The sequence below is a fragment of the Mycobacterium sp. 852002-51613_SCH5001154 genome (assembly GCF_001667425.1).
In the GTDB taxonomy this organism is placed as follows: domain Bacteria; phylum Actinomycetota; class Actinomycetes; order Mycobacteriales; family Mycobacteriaceae; genus Mycobacterium.
This window is the reverse complement of sequence record NZ_LZII01000074.1, coordinates 37,228-57,747: the sequence shown is the minus strand read 5'-3', so window position 1 is coordinate 57,747 and position 20,520 is coordinate 37,228. Positions and strand designations below refer to the sequence as shown.

The following is a 20,520-nucleotide window of genomic DNA, read 5'->3' as shown; positions in this document are numbered from 1 at the left end:
GCGGCCTGCGGGGGGGCCGCCAGGTTGGCCCTGACGGGGGGCGGTGTCGGGGGAGTCATTGGAGCCAATGTTCCGGACACGCACATCGACGCGGACCCTTCGCCGACCGTGGATCCGGCGCCTGCGGCGCCGGACGACCAATGCTGTGACCCGGTCCAACCCCAGGCGGCTGGCTGGCACTGCATCATCGGCCTGAACTGCGGGCAAATCCGCCCCCGTCCGCGGTCGCCCACGCCCGCCGCTCCCAGTGCGCCGCAGCAATAGGCCGGCGGGGCAAAACGGCTCCTGATCCGGTGCCAGCAATCTAGGCTAGGCGGATGAAAATCGCGGTAAGACTGGCGGCACCGGCCGTGACCTTGATGTTCGCGGCCGGATTAGCAGCGGGCGTCGCCTGCCCGCAACGGGCGACGGCCGATGCGTGCGCTGACGTCGGCGGTCGGCATGTGAGCGTCGGCGGCTGCACGGACCCGGGGCGCTGGGATAATTGGGTCCTTCCGGCCGGCGCGATGACGGTCCCGCCACCCGACGCACCACCACCGTGCTACACCCCGTCCGGCGAGCCGTACTGGACGCCGCCGGGCGAACCCTGCTGAGCGGACCGGCGTGGGGCGGACTTTTCCGAACGCGGCCTAACGCGGGGTGAGCAACCGCTCAACGTATTTCGCGATCACGTCGACTTCGAGGTTGACCTGCGTTCCGACCGGAGCGCGGCCCAGCGTGGTCAGCTCGCGGGTGGTGGGGATCAGCGAAACCTCGAACCAGTCCCCCGGTCCGGCACCGAGCCCGGAGACCGTCAATGAAATGCCGTCGACGGTGATCGACCCCTTCTCGACCACGTAGCGGGCCACCTCCGCGGGGATCTCGATCCGCACCACTTCCCAGTGCTCGGACGGCGCCCGGCTCACCACCTGGCCCGTCCCGTCCACGTGCCCCTGCACGATGTGCCCGCCGAGCCGGCTGTTGACCGCGGCGGCGCGCTCCAGGTTGACCGGGCTGCCCACCTGCACGGAGCCCAGGTTGGACCGGTTGAGGGTCTCGGCCATCACGTCGGCGGTGAACTGGCCGTCCGGCAGCAGCTCGACGACGGTCAGGCAGACGCCGTTGACGGCGATCGAGTCGCCGTGCCCGGCGTCGGAGGTCACGATCGGTCCGCGGATGGTGAGCCGGGCGGCGTCGGCGAGCATGTCGCAGCCGGTCACCTCCCCGAGCTCCTCGACAATTCCGGTGAACATTCCATCAGGTTATCGGCCGTCCGGATGCCGTAGTCGCACTGGTGAGCAGGCCAAAGCTTCAGCGCCGGGCCGACACCGCGGCCCCACGTCTCCCAAGCCGGTCATGGGCACCCTCTACGATGCAAGATATGCAGACCCGCCGCCGTCTATCGGCCGTCCTCGCATCCCTGACCCTCGCCACCGCCTTGATCGCCGGCTGCTCGTCGGGCTCAAAGCAGAGCGGCGCCCCGCTGCCCGACGGCACGACCCTGGTCAAGCAGTCGGCCGACGCCACCAAGAATGTGAAGAGCGTGCATCTCGTGCTGAGCATTCAGGGCAAGATCCAGGGGCTGCCCATCAAAACGCTGACCGGTGACCTCACCACGGCGCCGGCCACCGCCGCGTCTGGCAACGCCACGATCACCCTCGGGGGATCCGACATCGACGCCAACTTCGTGGTCGTCGACGGAAACCTGTACGCCACGCTGACGCCCAACAAGTGGAGCGACTTCGGAAAGGCGTCCGACATCTACGACGTGTCGGTGCTGCTGAACCCGGACACCGGGCTTGCCAACGCGCTGGCGAACTTCACCAACGCCAAGGCCGAGGGCCGCAACACCATCAACGGTCAGAACACGATTCGCGTCAGCGGCAACGTCTCGGCGGATGCGGTGAACAAGATCATGCCCCAGTTCAACGCGACGCAGCCGGTGCCGAGCACCGTGTGGATCCAGGAGACCGGTGACCACCAGCTGGTCCAGGCCAACATGCAGAAGAGCTCCGGCAACTCGATCCAGGTGACGCTGTCCAACTGGGGCGAGCAGGTTCAGGTCACCAAGCCCCCGGTGAGTTCATGAGTTCGCAGACCGGCCGCCGCGTCGCCATCAGCGCCGGCAGTCTGGCGGTTCTGCTGGGCGCCCTGGACGCCTATGTCGTCGTGACGATCATGCGCGACATCATGAGCGACGTTCACATCCCGATCAACCAGCTCCAGCGCATCACCTGGATCATCACGATGTACCTGCTGGGTTACATCGCCGCCATGCCGCTGTTGGGGCGGGCCTCCGACCGGTTCGGCCGCAAGCTGGTGCTGCAAGTCAGCCTGACCCTGTTCATGGTGGGGTCGGTGGTGACCGCGCTGGCCGGGCACTGGGGCGATTTCCACCTGCTGATCGCCGGCCGCACCATCCAGGGTGTGGCCAGCGGCGCGCTGCTGCCGGTCACGCTCGCCCTGGGCGCCGACCTGTGGGCACAGCGCAACCGCGCCGGCGTGCTGGGCGGCATCGGCGCCGCACAGGAGCTCGGCAGCGTGCTGGGCCCGCTGTACGGGATCTTCATCGTCTACTTGTTCCACGACTGGCGCTACGTGTTCTGGATCAACGTCCCGCTGACCCTGATCGCGATGGCGATGATCCAGTTCAGCCTGCCGTCGCACGAAAAGGTCGAGAACCCTGAGAAGGTCGACCTGGTCGGCGGTGTGCTGCTCGCGGTCGCCCTCGGCCTTGCGGTCATCGGCCTGTACAACCCGCAACCCGACGGCAAACAGATCCTGCCGAGCTACGGTCTGCCGCTGGTCATCGGGGCGGTCGTCGTCGCGGTGCTGTTCCTGCTCTGGGAACGGTTCTCGCGCACCCGGCTGATCGAGCCGGCGGGGGTGCACTTCCGCCCGTTCCTGGCCGCGCTGGGCGCATCGCTGGCGGCGGGCGCGGCGCTGATGGTGACGCTGGTCGACGTGGAGCTGTTCGGCCAGGGCGTGCTGCAGATGGACCAGACGCAGGCAGCCGGGTTGCTGCTGTGGTTTTTGATCGCGCTGCCGATCGGCGCGGTGCTGGGCGGCTGGATCGCCACCCGGGTCGGCGACCGGGTGATGACCTTCATCGGGCTGCTGATCGCGGCCTACGGCTACTGGCTGATTCACTTCTGGCGCCAAGACGTGTTGAGCCAGAAGCACGACATCTTCGGGGTCTTCAGTGTTCCCGTGTTGCACGCCGACCTTCTGGTCGCCGGCGTGGGCCTGGGCCTGGTGATCGGCCCGCTGACCTCGGCCGCCCTCCGGGTCGTTCCCTCGGCCCAGCACGGCATCGCCTCCGCGGCGGTCGTGGTGGCCCGGATGACGGGCATGCTCATCGGTGTGGCCGCGCTGAGCGCGTGGGGCCTTTACCGGTTCAACCAGATCGTCGCCGGGTTGACGGCCGCGATACCTCCCAACGCCTCGCTGCTGGAGCGGATCGCCGCGCAGGGGACGATGTACCTCAAGGCGTTCGCCATGATGTACGGCGACATCTTCAGCGCCACCGTGGTCATCTGCATCGTGGGTGCGCTGCTGGGCCTGTTGATCGGTGGCCGCAAGGAACACGCCGAGGAAACGGAAGTGCCCGAGCCGCAAACGATCTCATTGGGCGAGCGCTAGGCGCTCCTACTCGCCGCGCGGCACCAGGCTGAGCAGCAGATCCGGGCCCACGCGGTCGACTCCGTCGAATTGCCAGCGCAACGCCCGCGCGATGGTGGGCACCCCGACGTCGTTGACCGCCGAGACCGGGCCGCCGAGCAGCATCGGCGCGACGTAAACCAGCATGCGGTTGACCGCCCCGGCCCGCAGAAACGCGCCCGCGAGGGTGGGGCCGCCCTCCAGCAGGACGTCGGTGCGGTCCGAAAGCGCCTTGATCACCTCCATGGGATCGTGCGTGCGAATCACCATGGTCCGCGAATCGTCGTTGAGAACCTTTGCCTCCGGCGGTATCTCGCGCATGCCCACCACCACGCGCAGCGGTTGCCGGTCGGCCAGCGAGCCGTCGGGCAGCCGCGCGGTCAGCACCGGATCGTCGGCCAGCACGGTGCCGGTGCCCACCACGATCGCGTCCGCGGCCGCGCGGCGGCGATGCAGGTCCAACCGCGAGGCCTCGCTGGAGATCCACTGACTGGTGCCATCGGCGGCCGCGCTGCGGCCGTCGACGCTGCTGGCGTACTTCCACGTCAGGTGCGGCAACCCGGTCCGCTGCTTGTGCAACCACTCCCGCAGCGGTCCACCGGCCACTTCGTCGGCCAGCACCCCGGAGGTCACCCTTACGCCAGCTTCCGTCAGCCGGGCCGCGCCCCCGGCGGCGATCGGGTTCGGGTCGGCGACGCCGTAAACCACCGCGCCCACCTTGGCGTCCAGCAGGGCGTTCACGCACGGTGGGGTCTTGCCGTGGTGGTTGCAGGGCTCCAGCGTGACCACCGCGGTCCCGCCGGCCGCCAGCTCGCCGGCCCGCCGCAGCGCCAACACCTCGGCGTGGTCGCCACCGGCGGGTTCGGTGCCGCCGACTCCGACGACCTCGCCGTCGACGTCCAGGATGACGGCGCCCACCGGCGGATTCGGATAGGTGGCGCCCTTGACGTGGTTGGACTGCTCGATCGCCAGGCGCATGGCCGCGTCGAGGCCGTCGGCGGGTTGGTTCATCGGCGCAAGTGCGGCGACGCGGCGGCCGCCTGCCTCCGCAGCGCCGCGATGGCGGCCTCCGGGTCCTCCGCGCCGTAGACGGCCGACCCGGCGACGAAGCAGTCGACTCCGGCCTCGGCGGCCTGCTCGATGGTGTCGTCGTTGATGCCGCCATCGATTTCGACCAGGATCGTCAGCTCCCCCGCGTCGATCAGCTTGCGCGCGGTGCGGACCTTGCTCAGCACCTCGGGGATGAAGCTCTGGCCGCCGAAGCCGGGCTCGACCGACATGATGAGCAGGGTGTCGAACTGCGGCAGGATTTCCAGGTACGGCTCCAGCGGGGTTCCCGGCTTGACGCTGATGCCCGCCTTGGCGCCCGCGGCGCGGATGTCGCGCGCCACCGCGACCGGGTGGTCGGTGGCCTCGGCGTGGAAGGTGACGTTGTAGGCGCCCGCCTCGGCGTAGCCGGGCGCCCATCGGTCGGGGTCCTCGATCATCAGATGGCAGTCCATCGGGATGGCCGTGGCGGTGAGCAGGCTCTCGACCACCGGCAGGCCGATGGTCAGGTTGGGCACGAAATGGTTGTCCATCACGTCGACGTGCAGCCAGTCGGCGCCCACCACCGCGGCCGCTTCGTCGGCCAGCCGCGAGAAATCGGCGGACAAGATGGACGGCGCGATCAGGGGCCTACCGGTGTTACCAGGCATGTGCGCCACACTACTGAGCCGCGCCGGACGGTTCACGCTTCGCGGCGCAGCGCGGCGGCGAACATCGCGTCGGTGCCCTGCCGGTGCGGCCACAGCTGGACGTGCGGCCCATCCCCCAGCCCGGTGACGGGATCGAACAGCGGCCGGGTATCCAAGGCGCACACCGGGTGCCGGCGCAGCGCGTCGGCGACCACCCCGACGGTTTCGGCGAGGTGGGGCGAGCAGGTCGCATAGAGCACCACACCCCCAGGCCGGGTGAGCGCGATCGCGGCGCCCAGCAGCTCGCGTTGCAGCTTCGTGAGCGTCGGCACGTCGGCCGGCTGCCGCCGCCACCGCGCCTCGGGTCGGCGCCGCAACGCGCCCAGCCCGGTGCACGGCGCGTCGACGAGCACCCGGTCGAAGGTCGGCTCGAGATCGGTCTGCCGCCCGTCGACCCGCAGCACGTCGACCGGGAGCCCCCGGGTGTTCTCGGCCACCAGGTCGGCGCGGCGCGGGTTCGGCTCCACCGCAGTGACGCGGGCCCCGGCACCGGCGCCCAAGGCGGCCAGCAGCGCGGTCTTGCCGCCCGGTCCGGCGCACAGATCGAGCCACCGTCCGGTGTCGTCCTCGACCGGTGCCAGCGCCAGCGCCCGCGCCACCAGCTGGCTGCCCTCGTCCTGGACCAGCGCGGCGCCGTCGCGCACCGGCGACAGCCGCCCGGGGTCGCCGCCCGGCAGGTACACCGCATAGGGCGAATACCGGCCGACCGTGCCACCCACGGCGTCGGCCAGTTCCGCGGCCGTCAGTACCCCGGGACGGGCCGCCAGGTGCACCTGAGGCCGTTCGTCGTCGCTGGCCAGCACCGCGTCGAGCTCGGCCGCGGCAGGCCCCAACGCGTCGGCGAAGGCCTGCGCGATCCAGCGCGGGTGCGCATGCATGAAGGCGGCATGCCCGACCGGATCTCGCGACGGGTCGGGCGCCAGTTCCCCGACCCAGGACTTCTCGTCGCGCGCGGAGATTGCACGCAGCACGCCGTTGACGAAACCCGCTCGGGCTGAATCGAATTCGATGCCGGCCTGCTCGACCGTGGTGGACACCGCGGCGTACTTGTCCACCCGGGTACGCAGCAACTGGTACGTGCCGAGCCGTAGCAGGTCGAGCAGCACCGGGTCGATAGTGTCCGGCGACCGGCCGGCGGCGGCGCCGATGACCGCGTCGAGCAGGCCCCGGGTGCGGCAGGTGCCGTACGTCAGCTCGGTGGCGAACGCGGCATCGCGGCCGCTGATCCCGCGCTCGCGCAGCAGCGCGGGCAGCGCCAGGTTCGCGTATGCGTCGCGCTCGCTGACCGCCCGCAGCACCTCGAACGCCGCGGCGCGCGCGGGGTCGAGCGGCTTGCGCCGCTTGCCGTGCCCGCGAGCCGGCGGTCGGGGCCGGCTCACGTCGCCCGCACAGCGGAGTCGAGTCGGGCACCGCGCGCCCAGTCGACGGCATTCATGCGTTTCTTTCCGGGAGGCTGTATCTGGCCCAGTCGCACGGCTTGCGAACCGGTGCCGATCCACACGCCTTTACGGTCGACGTGAATAGCGCCGGGCGCCAACGATTCTGGGCCGTCCGCATCGACGTGCACCGGACCGAGCTTGACGCGAAGGTCGCCGATCAGCGTCCAGGCGCCCGGGCTGGGCGTCACCGAACGGATCCGGCGCTCCACGACGAGCGCCGGAAGGTCCCAGCGCACCCGGGCCTGCTCGACGGTGATCTTCGGCGCGATGCTGACGCCGTCGGCGGGTTGCGGCCGTGGCGTCAACGTCTGATCGGCGATGCCGTCCAGCGTGGTCGACAGCAGCGCCGCACCCGAAACAGCCAGCCGCTCAAGCAATTCGCCCGCGGTGTCGGTGGGCCGGATCGTCTCGGTGACGACGCCGTAGACGGGGCCGGAGTCCAGGCTGGGCTCGATTTGGAACGTGGTCGCCCCGGTGATGGCGTCCCCGGCCGCGATCGCCGCCTGCACCGGGGCCGCCCCACGCCAGGCCGGCAGCAGCGAGAAATGCAGGTTGATCCACCCGTGCGGGGGCACCGCGAGCAGTCCGTCGCGCAGCAACGCACCGTAGGCCACCACCGCGCAGCAGTCCGGCGCCAACTCCGACAGCTCGGCGACGAACTCCGGCGCGTTCGGCCGCGCCGGTCGCAGCAGCGGGATGCCACGGTCGAGCGCTTCGCGGGCCACCGGCGAGGGCTGCGGCTTGCCGTGCCGGCCGACGGCCGCGTCGGGCCGGGTCAGCACGGCGATCACCTCGTGACGCGGCGAGTCGATGAGGCGGCGCAGCGCGGGCAGCGCGGGTTCGGGGGTGCCGGCGAAGACAAGGCGCACCGGCACAGTCTAGAAAGCCCAGACGGCCGCCCCACCCGAAGTTGCCCGTGTACATTGTTTCTAACGCATACTATTGCTACAGGTCACCATCTCGCTCGGTGGCCGAACTGCCTTGCTAGGGACGACGAGGTCGAGTGGGCAGCCCTTTCCTTACCTTCAAGGAGGTCTGATGACTCTCGACACCACGATCAGCGATGCCGCCCCCCATCGCGCGGTATGGGCTCTCGGCGACTACGCCCTGATGGCGGAGGAAGTGATGGCCCCGCTGGGTCCGGTGCTGGTCAAGGCCACCGGCATCGGGCCGGGCATGCGAGTGCTCGACGTCGCGGCCGGCTCGGGCAACATCTCGCTTCCGGCCGCCGCGACGGGCGCCGCCGTGGTCTCCAGTGACCTGACGCCCCAGCTGTTGCAGCGGTCGCGGACCCGCGCCGCGGCCCGGGGCCTGACGATCGACTACCGGGAGGCCAACGCGCACGCGCTGCCGTTCGGCGACAGCGAGTTTGACGCCGTCATCTCCGCGATCGGCGTGCAGTTCGCGCCGGACCAGCAGCGGGCCGCCGACGAATTGGTCCGGGTCTGCCGGGCGGGCGGGACGATCGGCCTGATCAGCTGGACCCCGGACGGGTTCTTCGGCCGCATGCTTGCCACCATCCGGCCGTACCGGCCCAGCCTGTCGCAGGCCGTGCCGCCGGCCGCGCTGTGGGGACGTACGGGCTACGTCACCGGATTGCTCGGCGAGCGCGTAGGCCCGGTGACCGCGGTGCGGGGAATGCTGGAAGTGAACCGGTTCGACGACGCCGAGGCGGTGCACACGTACTTCAAGAACCACTACGGTCCGACGATCGAGGCCTACGCGAACATCGGCCACAACCGGGTGCTGGCCGCCGAGCTCGACGCCCAGCTGGTCGAGCTCGCGCAGCACTACCTCTCCAACGGCACCATGCATTGGGAGTATCTGCTGGTCACCGCCGAGAAGCGCTAGAGGTCGAGCTCGGCATCCAGGTGCACATCCGGTTCGCCGCCGGCGGCGGTGAACGCGGTCAGGGCCCGCACCAGCCCGTGGCGTTCCGGCGGCGGCATCTTCTCCACGATGGTGGCGATTTCGTTGCGCCGGTACGCGGTGACCTGACGAACGACCTCCCGCCCCCGCTTGGTCAGCGCGGCCAACAGCTCGCGACGGGACGTCGGGTGCGGTAGGCGATCGATCAGCCCTGCCGCGACGAGTCGGTCGACCATCCGCCCCGTTGCGGATGGTTGCACGCCGAGCAGACCGGCCAGGGTGGCCAAGTTGACCGGGCCCCGATTGGACAGGATCACCAACGTCCGGAATTGCGGGATCGTGATCGTCTCGTCCACCTGACCGATCGAGCGCGCCGAAATGGCAACCAGCAAGCGGGAAGCCGTCAGCAAAGCGTCAGTGATGACGTCCAGCGACTCGTCCGCAGTCGTCGCGTTGTCCGCTGCCATGTCGCCCCTTCTCCGGACCGTCTCCGGCATATCGGCGGCTAAAGATCAGGAAGTGTAACAACCTTCCAATGTCGTACCCAGGGATTATTTCCGACGCATACTATCCCCTCGGGCAGGATTTGGCGAGGTCACCCGATGTGCAGGGGGTCGATCTGGACCCGGACCGGCTCGTGGGTCTGGCGGGCGGACAGCACGCTCACACCGCGACGCAGCGCCGCGGCCAGCGCCAGGCCCTGCTCTCGCCGGGCGCGCACCAGCATGCGCGTCACGGGGACGCCGGCCGGTGTCCCCGCCGGGCGGCGCACACCCGCCGGCAAATCCACCGGCCCCAGCACGTCGGCCCCGTCCGGCAGCCCGGCCTCGTCGAGCAGTGCCGCCACCGCATCGGCCGCGCCGTCGAGCGCCGCCATATGCACGCTCGGCGGCAAGCCCACCTCGGCCCGAGCCGCCAGGTCGGCGTCCGCGTGACCCACCGGATCCCAGCGGATCAGCGATTGGACTGTGGGAATTGATGATTCGGCCACCACCAGCACCACCCCGCCTTCGCCGCGGGGACGCACCAAGGCGGCGGCGGTCATCCAGCGCCACAGCGCGTCCTCGGCGGCACGCAGGTCTTGTCGCCCCAGCAGCGCCCAGGTGTCCAGCAGCAGTGCCGCGCCGTAGCCGCCCGCCGCGCCGGGTTCCGCCCCCGGGGTGGCCACCACCAGGGCCGGGCCGGCGGCGACCGACGGCACGACACCTTCCCCGGACGAGGTGACCACCGCGGTACCGGGAAACGCGCGCCCAAGCTCCTCGGCGGTGCGGCGGGCCCCGACGACCACGGCGCGCACCGCGTCCGAACCGCAGCGCGCGCACCGCCGCGTCGGGTCGATGCGCCCGCACCACCGGCAGATCAGCGCCTGGCCGCCCTCCTGCAACGACAAGGGGCCCGTGCAGTGCCGGCACCGGGCGATCGTGCGGCAGCGCGCGCAGGCCAGCGACGGGACATACCCGCGCCGCGGCACCTGCACCAGCACCGGCGCCCCGGCCTCGAGCGACGAGCGGGCGGCGCGCAGCGCGATCGACGGGATGCGCGCGGTGCGCGCGGCCGGGTCGCGTTCGTCGGCGTAGCCCGTGTCGTCGAGGGCGACCACCCGCGGCGTGCGGGCGCGCACCACCGCCCGGGTCGCGACGATGTCATGGGCCCACCCGGTGCGCACCAGCGCCTGGGCTTCTGCAGTGCGCGCGTAACCACCGATCAGCGCCGCACAGCGCGCCTGATGCGCCCGCAGCATCGCCACCTCCCGGGCGTGCGGGTAGGGTGCCCGCGGCTCGGCCAGTGAATCGTCGGCGTCGGCCCACACCATGACGAGGCCCAGGTCGCTAAGGGGCGCGAAAACCGCGCTGCGAGTGCCGATCACCAACCGTGCCTGACCGCGCAGTGCCGCGAGCCACCGCCGGTAGCGGGCGGCCGGCCCGAGCCCGGCCGAAAGCGCCACCACGCCGCTCTCGTCGATCCGCGCGGTCGCGGCCCGCCACAGCGCGTCCAGATCCCGCTGATCGGGCACGATGCCCAGCACCGCCCGTCCGGCGCGGATGGTTTGCGCGGCCGCCTCGGCGAATCGGTCCGCCCACGACTCCCCCGGCAGCGCCTGCCAGACGGCCCGCGCGGCCCGGGACTCGGCCAGGGCGGCCAGGAACTGGGCGCCCCGGGCGTACCCCTCCCACGCCGACGGGTCGACGGGCGCGGGCACGGGCAGCCGGTGGGGCGCCGTCGGTTCCCGTTCCACCCGGGCGTGCCGGGCCGGCACCGCCAGGCGCAGCACGTCCGGCCGGGTCCCGGCGTAACGCGCCGCCACCGCGTCGACCAACCGGCGGATATCCGGTGTCAGCACGGGTTCGGCTGACACGACGCGGTCCAGGTAGCCGAGCTTGCCCTGGTGGTCGGTGTCATTGCGGCGCTCCAGCACGAACGCGTCCACCAGGCGGCCGTGAAACCGCACCCGCACCCGCGCCCCGGGCTGGGCGTCGTCGGACTGCTCGGCCGAAACCAGGTAGTCGAACTCACGGTCCAGGTGCGGCACCGAGAGCATCGGCAGCACCCGGGCGATGGGTTCCACCTGCACGGGTGTGCGCGCGGCGCCGCTCACGGCACCCCGCGTCGAAACAGGTTGCTGCTCAACGCCTTTACCGTCCGGGTCAGCTTTCGGCCGGTTCCGGGGTAGCGGCGTCGGCCGGTGCCTCACGACCGAAGAAGAACCCGGCCGTCATCAGGATCAGCGCGGCGGCGTAGGACCACCAGATCGGCACCGCCAGTGCCTCGTTGCCCAGGATGAAGCGGCCGATGGCGATCAGCGAATCGGACGCCGCGAAGCACACCGCCCCCACCGCCGTCCAGATCGTCGGCAGCTGCGCCACCAGCGCGGCGCACACCATTGCGGTCAGCACGAGGATGTAGGCCGTCACCGGAAGCCTCAGTTTGTCCAGATGCGGCCAGAACCACGCCAGCAGCGCGATGGTGGCCAGGCACATGGCCACCACGGCGGCGATGCGCGGCTTCGACGGACGCCTCGCCGCCAGGGGCAGGAGCGCGCCCAGGAAGCACAAGTGCGCCAACAGGAATGCGCCCAGGCCCACTACGAAGGACGGCTCCCACCACGGGATCGCCAGCGCCCAGTCGCCGATGGCCGACAGCAGCAGCGCCGGCATCAGCCACCGCCGCTCGCGGACGACGGCGTGGCCGACCGCGGCGGCGGTCAGCAACAACGCCATCGACGCCTTGAACAGCGGCTGGAGCACCCAGTGCCCGGTCAGCTCGGTTCCCGGCGGCGAACCCAGCGCCAACACCGTCAGGTAGACGCCATAGCCGAGCGCCGCCCAGCCGGCCACCACCCAGCCGCCGAAGACCAGACGCGGTGCGTACGGTACGTCCATGCCAAGCTTGGATAACACAGCCGACGAAAAGCCCGCGATCGACCCCATCCTGCAGAAGGTACTGGATGCGGTTCCCTTCCGGCTATCCGCCGACGACGGTGTTGATGCGGCGCGGCAGCGGTTCCGCGACCTGCCACGCCGGCCACTGCATCCCGAGCTGCGCGTCGAAGACCGCGCCATTCCCGGTCCGGCAGGGTCGATCGGCATCCGGATCTATTGGCCGCCAATCGATTCGGGCGTGAGCACCGGTAGTATCGCGCCGCCCGTCGTGCTGTACTTCCACGGCGGCGGGTTCGTCGTGGGTGACCTCGACAGCTACGACGGCACGGCCCGCCAGCACGCGGTGGGCGCCGACGCGATCGTGGTGTCCGTCGACTACCGGTTGGCGCCCGAGCATCCCTACCCCGCCGCCATCGAAGACGCTTGGGCCGCAACGCTTTGGACCGCCGAGCACGCCGGCGAATTGGGCGGTGATCCGAATCGGTTGGCCCTGGCCGGGGATTCAGCCGGCGGAACCATCACGGCCGTAACGGCACAGCGGGCGCGTGATAGCGGCGCACCGCTCATCGCGTTCCAGCTGCTGTGGTATCCCTCCACCATGTGGGACGCCTCGCTGCCGTCCTTCACCGAAAACGCCGCCGCGCCGATCCTGGATGTCAAGGCCGTCGCCGAGTTCTCGCGTTGGTACGCGGGCGAAGTCGACTTATCCGCCCCGCCACCGGGTATGGCGCCGGGACGCGCCGCGGACGTGTCCAACCTGCCGCCCGCCTACATCGCCGTCGCGGGTCACGACCCGCTGCGCGACGACGGCATTCGGTACGGCGAGCGGCTGGCCGAAGCGGGCGTTTTGGTCGAGGTGCACAACGCCGAGAACCTGGTGCACGGCTATCTCGGTTACGGCGGTGTGGTGCCCGCGGCCACCGCCGCGATGGAACGCGGGTTGAGCGCCCTGCGAACCGGGCTGCGCGGGTAAATGTGGGGCGTACGGTGAATCCATGACGGAGCCCACCTTCGCCCGACCCGGCATCGATCCGACGTTCAAGGCGTTGCTCGACGCCTTCCCGATGACCTTCAGCGCGGCCGACGGCGTGGAGGTTGCACGCTCGCGCCTGCGGTTGCTCCAGGTGCCGCCCGAAATGCTGCCGGACCTGCGCATCGAGGACCGCATGATCGGTCACGGGGGGCTCACCGACATCCCCGTGCGCATCTACTGGCCGCCCCTGGAGCCGGAGGAGGCGTTGCCCGTCGTCGTCTTCTACCACGGCGGCGGCTTCTGCCTCGGCGGCCTGGACACCCACGACCCCCTGGCCCGCGCGCACGCCGTCGGCGCCGAGGCCATCGTGGTGTCCGTCGACTACCGGCTGGCGCCCGAGCATCCGTTCCCGGCCGGGGTCAACGACTCCTGGGCGGCGTTGCAGTGGGTCGCCGAGCACGCCGCCGAGCTGGGCGGCGACCCCACCCGCATCGCGGTCGCCGGCGACTCGGCCGGCGGCAACCTGGCCGCCGTGATGGCGCATCTGGCCAACGAGAACGCCGGACCCGAGCTCAGCTTCCAGCTGCTGTGGTACCCGGTCGTCACCGCGGACCTGTCGCTGCCGTCGTACACCGAAAACGCCAACGCACCCATCCTGGACCGCGACGTCATCGACGCGTTCCTGTCCTGGTATCTGCCTGACCTCGACATCAGTGACCCGACGGCGCTGCCCGTCACCCTCGCCCCGGCGAACGCGACGGACCTGTCCGGGTTGCCGCCCGCCTACATCGGGACCGCCGAACACGATCCGCTGCGCGACGACGGGGCGCGCTACGCCGAGCTGCTGGACAGCGCCGGCGTGCCCGCGGAATTGAGCAACGAACCGAACCTGGTGCACGGCTACGCCAGCTTCGCTCTGGTGATACCCGCGGCCGGCGATGCCACCGACCGGGGGCTGGCCGCACTCAAGAAGGCACTCCACCCCTAGGCGGACACCGATGAGCAGCACTCCCGACTACCACACGCTGATCGTGGGCGCCGGCTTCTCCGGAATCGGCGCCGCCATCAAGCTCGACAACGCCGGACTGTCGAACTATCTCGTCGTCGAGGCTGGCGACGGGGTCGGCGGGACGTGGCACTGGAACACCTATCCCGGTATCGCCGTGGACATTCCGTCGTTCTCCTACCAGTTCTCCTTCGAGCAGAGCCCGGATTGGTCGCGGACCTACGCGCGGGGGCGCGAGCTCAAGGCGTATGCGGAACACTGCGTCGACAAATACGGGCTCCGATCCCGAATCCGGTTGAACACCAAAGTGCAAGCCGCCGAGTTCGACGACGAGCATTGCCTGTGGCGGGTGCAGACCGACCCCGGCGGCACGGTGACCGCCCGATTCCTGATCAGCGCCTGCGGGGTGCTCACCGTCCCCAACCTGCCCGACATCGACGGCGTGGACAGCTTCGGCGGCATCACGATGCACACCGCGCGCTGGGATCACGACCAGGACCTGAGCGGCAAGCGCGTCGCGATCATCGGCACCGGCGCCTCGGCCGTCCAGGTCATTCCCGAAATCGCGCCGATTGTCAAGCAGCTCACCGTTTTTCAGCGCACCCCGATCTGGTGCTTCCCCAAGCTGGACGTCGCGCTGCCCGCACCGGCCCGCTGGGCGATGCGGATCCCCGGGGGAAAGGTCGTGCAGCGGCTACTGAGCCAGGCCTTCGTCGAAGTCACCTTCCCGATCTCCGCGCACTATTTCACGGTCATCCCGCTGGCCAAGAGGATGGAGTCGGCGGGGCTGGCCTATCTGCGCAAACAGGTTCACGACCCGACGGTGCGCGATCAACTCACCCCGCGCTACGCGGTCGGCTGCAAGCGCCCCGGCTTCCACAACGAGTACCTGGCCACGTTCAACCGGGACAACGTGCGGCTGGTCACCGAGCCGATCGACAAGATCACGCCGTCGGCCGTGGCCACCACCGACGGCGCGGACCACGAAGTCGACGTGCTGATCCTGGCCACCGGGTTCAAAGTGATGGACCCCGACGACGTCCCGACGTTCGCGGTCACCGGAAGCGGCGGCAAATCCCTGAGCCGGTTCTGGGACGAACACCGGCTGCAGGCCTACGAGGGCGTCAGCGTCCCCGATTTCCCCAACCTGTTCACGGTGTTCGGCCCCTACGGCTACGTCGGCTCGTCATATTTCGCGCTCATCGAGACGCAGACCCACCACATCGTGCGGTGCCTGAAACGGGCCGAGCGCCAGGGCGCGACGCGCGTCGAGGTCACCGAGGAAGCCAACGACCGATACTTCGACGAGATGATGCGCCGACGGCACCGGCAGATCTTCTGGCAGGACAGCTGCCGGCTCGCCAACAGCTACTACTTCGACAAGAACGGCGACGTGCCGCTGCGCCCCACCACCACGGTGGAGGCCTATTGGCGCAGCCGGCGGTTCGACCTCGACGACTACCGATTCACCGGCTGACGCCGGTGCCCGCGAACGGACGCAAAATCACCGTTTGCCTTGATGATTCATGCGATTTCGGGTCTTCTCGTCGAGTCCCCTAGACGGCGCGCTTGAGGTCGTCGACCTTGTTCAGCTGCTCCCACGGCAGCTCGATGTCGGTGCGGCCGAAGTGGCCGTAGGCGGCGGTCTGCGCGTAGATCGGGCGTAGCAGGTCCAAATCGCGGATGATGGCGCCGGGCCGCAGGTCGAATACCTCCGGGACGATCTTCTCGATCTTGACCGGGTCGACCGTGGCGGTGCCGAAGGTCTCGACGAACAAGCCGACGGGGGCGGCTTTGCCGATGGCGTAGGCCACCTGCACCTCGACCCGCTCCGCCAGGCCGGCGGCGACGATGTTCTTGGCCACCCAGCGCATCGCGTAGGCCGCCGAGCGGTCCACCTTGGAGGGATCCTTGCCGGAGAAGGCGCCGCCACCGTGGCGGGCCCACCCGCCGTACGTGTCGACGATGATCTTGCGGCCGGTCAGCCCCGCGTCGCCCATCGGGCCGCCCAGGACGAACTTGCCGGTCGGGTTGAACAGCAACCGCGTCGACGAGGTGTCCAACGTGTCGTGCGCCAAATCGTCGAGGACGGTGTTGACCACCTTTTCCCGGAGATCGGGGGTCAGGGTGTGCTCCAGGTCGATGTCGGCCGCGTGCTGGGTGGAGATCACCACGGTGTCGAGGCGGACCGGAACGTTGTCCTCGTATTCGATGGTGACCTGAGTCTTGCCGTCCGGGCGAAGGTAGGGCAGGACGCCGTTCTTGCGCACCTCGGTCAGCCGCCGGGACAGGCGGTGGGCCAGCGCGATGGGCAGCGGCATCAGTTCGGGGGTGTCGGCGATCGCGTAGCCGAACATCAGGCCCTGGTCACCGGCGCCCTGCGCGTCCAGCGGGTCCTGCTCACCCTCGACCCGGGCCTCGTAGGCGGTGTCGACACCCTGGGCGATGTCGGGCGATTGCGCGCCGATGCCGATGTTCACCCCGCACGACGCCCCGTCGAAACCCTTGTCCGACGAGTCGTAGCCGATCTCGAGGATGCGCTCGCGGACCGTGTTGGTGATGTCGGCGAATGCCTCCTTCGCCGTCGTCGTCACCTCGCCGACGACGTGCACCTGGCCGGTGGTCACCAGCGTCTCGACCGCGACACGTGAGCGGGGGTCCTGCGCCAGCAGGGCGTCGAGGACCGAGTCGCTGATCGCGTCGCAGATCTTGTCGGGATGTCCCTCAGTCACCGACTCACTGGTAAACAGGCGACCATTTTCGCTCACAATCTCAATCCTTCCGAATAATTAGTTAGCCGAATTATATCGGCGGGCGTCGTCCGGCCAGCACCTGGCCTGGCGCCACAGGAGAACCGAACCTTATTACCCGCCGCCGTGCAGGAACGTGGCGATCGCATCCACGATACGACTGGCCATCAGCGTCTTGGAGCCATGCTGCAGTGCGGACTCGGTGCCGTCGGACGCGAGCAGCCACCCGTCGTTGCTGTCCACCTCGAACGCCCTGCCGTCGCCCACCGCGTTGACCACCAACAGGTCGCAGCCCTTGCGGCGCAGCTTGGCGCGAGCGTGAAACAGCACATCGCCGTTGGCATCGCCCGTCTCCGCGGCGAACCCGACGATGGCCCGCATGTTGGGCAGCTCGCCGCTGGCGCGTGCCCGCACCGCGCCGGCCAGCACGTCGTCGTTGCGCACCAGCTCGATCGCCGGTGGCCCTTCGTCACCCTTTTTGATCTTGGCGGCGGAAACCTGCGCGGGCCGGAAGTCGGCGACGGCCGCCGCCATCACCAGCACGTCGGCCGCGGGGGCGTGCTTGGCCACCGCGTCCCCGAGCTGCTCCGCGGAGCTGATGTGGACCACTTCGACGCCGGCGGGGTCGATCAGTCCGGCGGTGTGACCGGCGATCAGGGTGACCTCGGCGCCCCGCTGGGCAGCGACGCGGGCCACCGCGTAGCCCTGCTTGCCCGAGCTGCGGTTGCCGATGAAGCGCACCGGGTCGATCGGTTCGCGGGTGCCGCCGGCGGTCACCAGCACCTTGCATCCGGCGAGGTCGTAGGGAAGCGCGTCGTGGCGCTCCAGCAGCAGCTGGGCCAGCGTGGTGATCTCCTCCGCCTCGGGCAGCCGGCCCGAGCCGCTGTCGGCGCCGGTGAGCCGGCCGAACGCGGGTTCCAGCACCACCGCGCCACGGCGCCGCAGCGTCGCCACGTTGTCGACGGTCGCCGGGTGCAACCACATCTCGGTGTGCATCGCCGGCGCGAACAACACCGGGCATCTCGCCGTGAGCAGGGTCGCGGTCAGCAGGTCGTCGGCGCGGCCGTGCACCGCGCGCGCCAGCAGGTCCGCGGTGGCCGGCGCCACCAGAACCAGGTCGGCCTTCTGCCCGAGCTGGACGTGCGGCACCTCCGGGACGTTCTCGAAAACCCCGGTGTGCACCGGCTGGCCGGAGAGCGCCTCGAACGTGGCGGCCCCGACGAACCGCAGCGCGGATTCGGTGGGGATGACGCGGACCAGGTGGCCGGCCTCGGAGAGCTGACGAACGACCGTGCACGCCTTGTAGGCGGCGATGCCACCGGAGACGCCGACGACGATCCGTTTACGGTCCACAGCCTGCCCGGCCCCGTCCTAGTTACTCGCCCTCGGTGTGCTCGAGCAGGTCGGCGTGGATTTCACGCAGGGCGATCGACAGCGGCTTCTCCTGAAGCCCCGGCTCGACCAGCGGCCCAACGTATTCGAGGATGCCCTCGCCGAGCTGGTTGTAGTAATCGTTGATCTGGCGGGCCCGCTTGGCGGCGTAAATCACCAGGGCGTACTTGCTCGACACGCGGTCCAGCAGCTCGTCGATGGGCGGGTTGGTGATGCCCAGCGGGGTGTCGTAGGCGCCCTGCCCTCCGGCAGAGGGGTCAAACCGATCGGGGACGGCGGCCAACGCGGCGTCGGACTGCGGAATGGTCACTTAGGTCAATCTCCTCAACGTTCGAAGCGGTCAGAGCCCCGAAACGGCTTAACTACCGCTGGCAATTCGATGCTCAGTCTCGATTGGATCTGGTCTGACTGGTCTGGCCGGGCGCTTCATGCCGAGCCGGCGCAGTTTCCACCAGCAAGGATACCAATTCTGCGCACGCAGACTCCAATTGACTGTTGACCACGACCTCGTCGAAGTCGTCCTTGGCCGCCATTTCGACGCGGGCGGTCTCGAGGCGGCGCCGCATGGCCTCCGGTGTTTCGGTGCCGCGGCCGACCAGCCTGGACTCCAGATCTTCCCAGCTGGGTGGGGCCAGGAAAACGGTGATGGCCTCGGGCATCGCCTTCTTGACCGCCCTCGCGCCGGCCAGGTCGACCTCGATGAGCACCGGGATCCCGGCTGCGGTGGCGGTGCGCACCGGCTCGGCCAGGGTGCCGGATCGGTGCAGTCCGCCGTGGATGTCGGCCCACTCCAGCAGCGCGCCGTCGTCGATCAGCTGCTGGAAGCGGGCGGGGCTGACGAAGTGATAATCGACGCCGTCGACCTCGCCCGGCCGCGGCGACCGCGTCGTGGCCGAGACGCTGAAATGCAGGCCCGGTATCCGCTCGCGCAGGCACCGGACCACTGTCGACTTGCCGACCGCGGAGGGACCGGACAGCACGACCACGCGTCCCTTGCCCGATGGCGTGGGACGCGTCCCGTGCTCGACGTCCGGTCCCCCGCCGGCGCTCACTGGCGCTCCCGGGCCGGTGCGCCCACAGGGCGGGTTGGCCGAGGCCGGGTTAGGAGCCGAACTTTTCCAGCAGGGCCTTGCGCTGCCGATCGCCCAGGCCGCGCAGGCGGCGGGTGGGGGCGATCTCCAGCTCGGTCATGATTTCCTGTGCTTTGACCTTGCCCACCTTGGGCAACGCCTCAAGCAGCGCGGAAACCTTCATCTTGCCCAGGACTTCGTCGGTCTCGGCGTCCTTGAGCACCTGCGTGAGGTTGGTGCCGCCGCGCTTCAGCCGGTCCTTGAGCTCTGCTCTCGCTCGACGTGCGGCAGCCGCCTTCTCCAACGCGGCCGCGCGCTGCTCGTCGGTCAACTGGGGAAGGGCCACGATTCCTCCGTATCTGATCAATCAATCTCAATCGATCGCTTTTTGTCTGCGCCGGCACTTCAGCCAGCGCAGACGACCGTACTCAGGCCTCCTGACGAAATCTAACCCGACCCCCTGGTTCGGGGGGCAAACTCCCAGCATGAGCCCCGCGCGCGGCCCGAAAATCCGGTTCGCCGGACGCCACCGACGACGTCCGCGACTGGTGCCGTCCCGCCGGTCGCAGCGCCGTGTCGGGCGCCAAAATCAGGGCTCTGAGCTGCGGTTTTAGCGCACCGGAGCGGCGCGGTGGCCGTCGCCGGGGCGGCGGCGAAGGGCGGTCTCGACGGCCGGAAACCCCTCGTGCCGGGGATCACGCATTTTTCGTCGCGTGTCGCGCGTGTCGCGCTGATGCCCTCCGGCGCGCTTCGACCAGGCGACGATTGCTGGTACCAGCCCCAGCTAATACCGGCCGGGTTACCATCTAGCGGTGTCGAACCTGCGGATCCGTCAGGCCGCTGAGCTGCTCGGAGTCAGCGACGACACCGTCCGGCGATGGATCAACCAAGGATCGTTGTCGGTCAGTCACGACGCGGCCGGCCGCAAGGTCATCGCCAGCGAGGACCTGGCCCGGTTTTCCCGGACCAACGCGCCCGCCCCGCCGCCGGACCCGCTCAGCATCGGCAGCTCGGCCCGCAACCGCTTTGTCGGCCTGGTCACCAAGGTCACCAGCGACAAGGTGATGGCCCAGGTGGAGATGCAGTGCGGGCCGTTCACCGTCGTCTCGCTGATGAGCACCGAGGCCGCCGAGGAATTGCAGCTGCGGCCCGGCAGCGTCGCCGTGGCGGTCGTCAAGGCCACCACGGTGATCGTGGAGACCGCCCGGCCCAGCACGTCGATAGCGTCGGACTGACGCGCGCCTGGGGCCTCGGGCGCGACCCCGG

Annotated in this window: 21 protein-coding genes; 8 read left to right on the top strand and 13 right to left on the bottom strand. The window is 69.9% G+C overall.

The window, feature by feature from the left end:
- Positions 1-317 precede the first annotated feature (317 nt).
- Positions 318-593, top strand: a complete 276-nt coding sequence (locus tag A5750_RS25515) for a hypothetical protein (RefSeq protein WP_231989257.1) — start codon at positions 318-320, stop codon at positions 591-593.
- Positions 594-629: 36 nt separating this feature from the next.
- On the opposite strand, the gene A5750_RS19805 is transcribed toward A5750_RS25515, so the two are convergent.
- The gene (locus A5750_RS19805; RefSeq protein WP_066945102.1) at positions 630-1,232 is read right to left on the bottom strand and encodes a riboflavin synthase; all 603 of its coding nucleotides are present in this window, start codon (positions 1,230-1,232) and stop codon (positions 630-632) included.
- 128 nt (positions 1,233-1,360) lie between these two features.
- On the opposite strand from A5750_RS19805, the gene A5750_RS19800 reads away from it, so the two are divergent.
- Positions 1,361-2,068 (top strand): LppX_LprAFG lipoprotein, encoded by a 708-nt coding sequence (locus A5750_RS19800; RefSeq protein ID WP_067265148.1) that lies wholly within the window; start codon positions 1,361-1,363, stop codon positions 2,066-2,068.
- Positions 2,065-3,621, top strand: a complete 1,557-nt coding sequence (locus A5750_RS19795) for an MFS transporter (RefSeq protein ID WP_066945109.1) — start codon at positions 2,065-2,067, stop codon at positions 3,619-3,621. The genes A5750_RS19800 and A5750_RS19795 overlap by 4 nt, the downstream gene beginning before the upstream one ends.
- A gap of 6 nt (positions 3,622-3,627) precedes the next feature.
- On the opposite strand, the gene ribD is transcribed toward A5750_RS19795, so the two are convergent.
- From ribD to fmt, 4 genes are read right to left on the bottom strand one after another with little or no spacing between them, the layout of a single operon-like run.
- Positions 3,628-4,650 carry a bifunctional diaminohydroxyphosphoribosylaminopyrimidine deaminase/5-amino-6-(5-phosphoribosylamino)uracil reductase RibD gene (gene ribD / locus A5750_RS19790; RefSeq protein ID WP_067265144.1) on the bottom strand — a complete coding sequence of 341 codons (1,023 nt, stop codon included), beginning with the start codon at positions 4,648-4,650 and terminating at the stop codon, positions 3,628-3,630.
- Positions 4,647-5,336, bottom strand: a complete 690-nt coding sequence (rpe, locus tag A5750_RS19785; protein WP_067265155.1) for a ribulose-phosphate 3-epimerase — start codon at positions 5,334-5,336, stop codon at positions 4,647-4,649. The genes ribD and rpe overlap by 4 nt, the downstream gene beginning before the upstream one ends.
- 32 nt (positions 5,337-5,368) lie before the next feature.
- On the bottom strand, positions 5,369-6,754 hold the full coding sequence (locus A5750_RS19780) for an RsmB/NOP family class I SAM-dependent RNA methyltransferase (protein ID WP_066945116.1): 1,386 nt from the start codon (positions 6,752-6,754) through the stop codon (positions 5,369-5,371).
- Positions 6,751-7,683, bottom strand: a complete 933-nt coding sequence (gene fmt / locus A5750_RS19775; RefSeq protein WP_066945256.1) for a methionyl-tRNA formyltransferase — start codon at positions 7,681-7,683, stop codon at positions 6,751-6,753. Before fmt ends, A5750_RS19780 begins: the two co-directional genes overlap by 4 nt.
- Positions 7,684-7,852: 169 nt before the next feature.
- On the opposite strand from fmt, the gene A5750_RS19770 reads away from it, so the two are divergent.
- Positions 7,853-8,665 carry a class I SAM-dependent methyltransferase gene (locus A5750_RS19770; RefSeq protein WP_066945119.1) on the top strand — a complete coding sequence of 271 codons (813 nt, stop codon included), beginning with the start codon at positions 7,853-7,855 and terminating at the stop codon, positions 8,663-8,665.
- Here the strand turns inward: A5750_RS19770 and A5750_RS19765 are convergent.
- From A5750_RS19765 to A5750_RS19755, 3 genes are all read right to left on the bottom strand, one after another.
- Positions 8,662-9,150, bottom strand: a complete 489-nt coding sequence (locus A5750_RS19765; RefSeq protein WP_066945122.1) for a MarR family winged helix-turn-helix transcriptional regulator — start codon at positions 9,148-9,150, stop codon at positions 8,662-8,664. The two genes, A5750_RS19770 and A5750_RS19765, sit on opposite strands and share 4 nt — an antisense overlap.
- 128 nt (positions 9,151-9,278) lie before the next feature.
- On the bottom strand, positions 9,279-11,222 hold the full coding sequence (locus A5750_RS19760) for a primosomal protein N' (protein ID WP_067265151.1): 1,944 nt from the start codon (positions 11,220-11,222) through the stop codon (positions 9,279-9,281).
- Between the two features lie 106 nt (positions 11,223-11,328).
- Complete coding sequence (locus A5750_RS19755; RefSeq protein WP_066945125.1) at positions 11,329-12,063, bottom strand: lysoplasmalogenase; 735 nt, start codon at positions 12,061-12,063, stop codon at positions 11,329-11,331.
- On the opposite strand from A5750_RS19755, the gene A5750_RS19750 reads away from it, so the two are divergent.
- The 3 genes from A5750_RS19750 to A5750_RS19740 are packed head-to-tail and all read left to right on the top strand — an operon-like array spanning position 12,062 to position 15,519.
- The gene (locus tag A5750_RS19750) at positions 12,062-13,036 is read left to right on the top strand and encodes an alpha/beta hydrolase (protein WP_066945129.1); all 975 of its coding nucleotides are present in this window, start codon (positions 12,062-12,064) and stop codon (positions 13,034-13,036) included. The two genes, A5750_RS19755 and A5750_RS19750, sit on opposite strands and share 2 nt — an antisense overlap.
- Positions 13,037-13,058: 22 nt before the next feature.
- Entirely contained in the window at positions 13,059-14,024 is a 966-nt protein-coding gene (locus A5750_RS19745) for an alpha/beta hydrolase (protein WP_066945131.1), read from the top strand.
- 10 nt (positions 14,025-14,034) lie between these two features.
- Positions 14,035-15,519 (top strand): NAD(P)/FAD-dependent oxidoreductase, encoded by a 1,485-nt coding sequence (locus tag A5750_RS19740; RefSeq protein ID WP_067265142.1) that lies wholly within the window; start codon positions 14,035-14,037, stop codon positions 15,517-15,519.
- Between the two features lie 79 nt (positions 15,520-15,598).
- Here A5750_RS19740 and metK read toward each other — a convergent pair whose 3' ends face one another.
- The 5 genes from metK to mihF all read right to left on the bottom strand — a co-directional run bounded on the left by metK (position 15,599) and on the right by mihF (position 19,600).
- Positions 15,599-16,810: a methionine adenosyltransferase gene (gene metK / locus A5750_RS19735; RefSeq protein ID WP_066945137.1), complete on the bottom strand. Its 1,212-nt coding sequence runs from the start codon at positions 16,808-16,810 to the stop codon at positions 15,599-15,601.
- A gap of 96 nt (positions 16,811-16,906) precedes the next feature.
- Positions 16,907-18,145: a bifunctional phosphopantothenoylcysteine decarboxylase/phosphopantothenate--cysteine ligase CoaBC gene (coaBC, locus tag A5750_RS19730; protein WP_067265140.1), complete on the bottom strand. Its 1,239-nt coding sequence runs from the start codon at positions 18,143-18,145 to the stop codon at positions 16,907-16,909.
- Positions 18,146-18,167: 22 nt separating this feature from the next.
- Positions 18,168-18,494 (bottom strand): DNA-directed RNA polymerase subunit omega, encoded by a 327-nt coding sequence (gene rpoZ / locus A5750_RS19725; protein WP_055403752.1) that lies wholly within the window; start codon positions 18,492-18,494, stop codon positions 18,168-18,170.
- A gap of 73 nt (positions 18,495-18,567) precedes the next feature.
- Complete coding sequence (gmk, locus tag A5750_RS19720) at positions 18,568-19,236, bottom strand: guanylate kinase (RefSeq protein WP_082959160.1); 669 nt, start codon at positions 19,234-19,236, stop codon at positions 18,568-18,570.
- A 49-nt stretch (positions 19,237-19,285) separates the two neighbouring features.
- Positions 19,286-19,600: an integration host factor, actinobacterial type gene (gene mihF, locus A5750_RS19715; RefSeq protein WP_007171927.1), complete on the bottom strand. Its 315-nt coding sequence runs from the start codon at positions 19,598-19,600 to the stop codon at positions 19,286-19,288.
- Between the two features lie 466 nt (positions 19,601-20,066).
- Here mihF and A5750_RS19710 point away from each other — a divergent pair, with 466 nt between their 5' ends.
- Positions 20,067-20,489 carry a molybdopterin-binding protein gene (locus A5750_RS19710; RefSeq protein ID WP_066945151.1) on the top strand — a complete coding sequence of 141 codons (423 nt, stop codon included), beginning with the start codon at positions 20,067-20,069 and terminating at the stop codon, positions 20,487-20,489.
- Positions 20,490-20,520 lie beyond the last annotated feature (31 nt).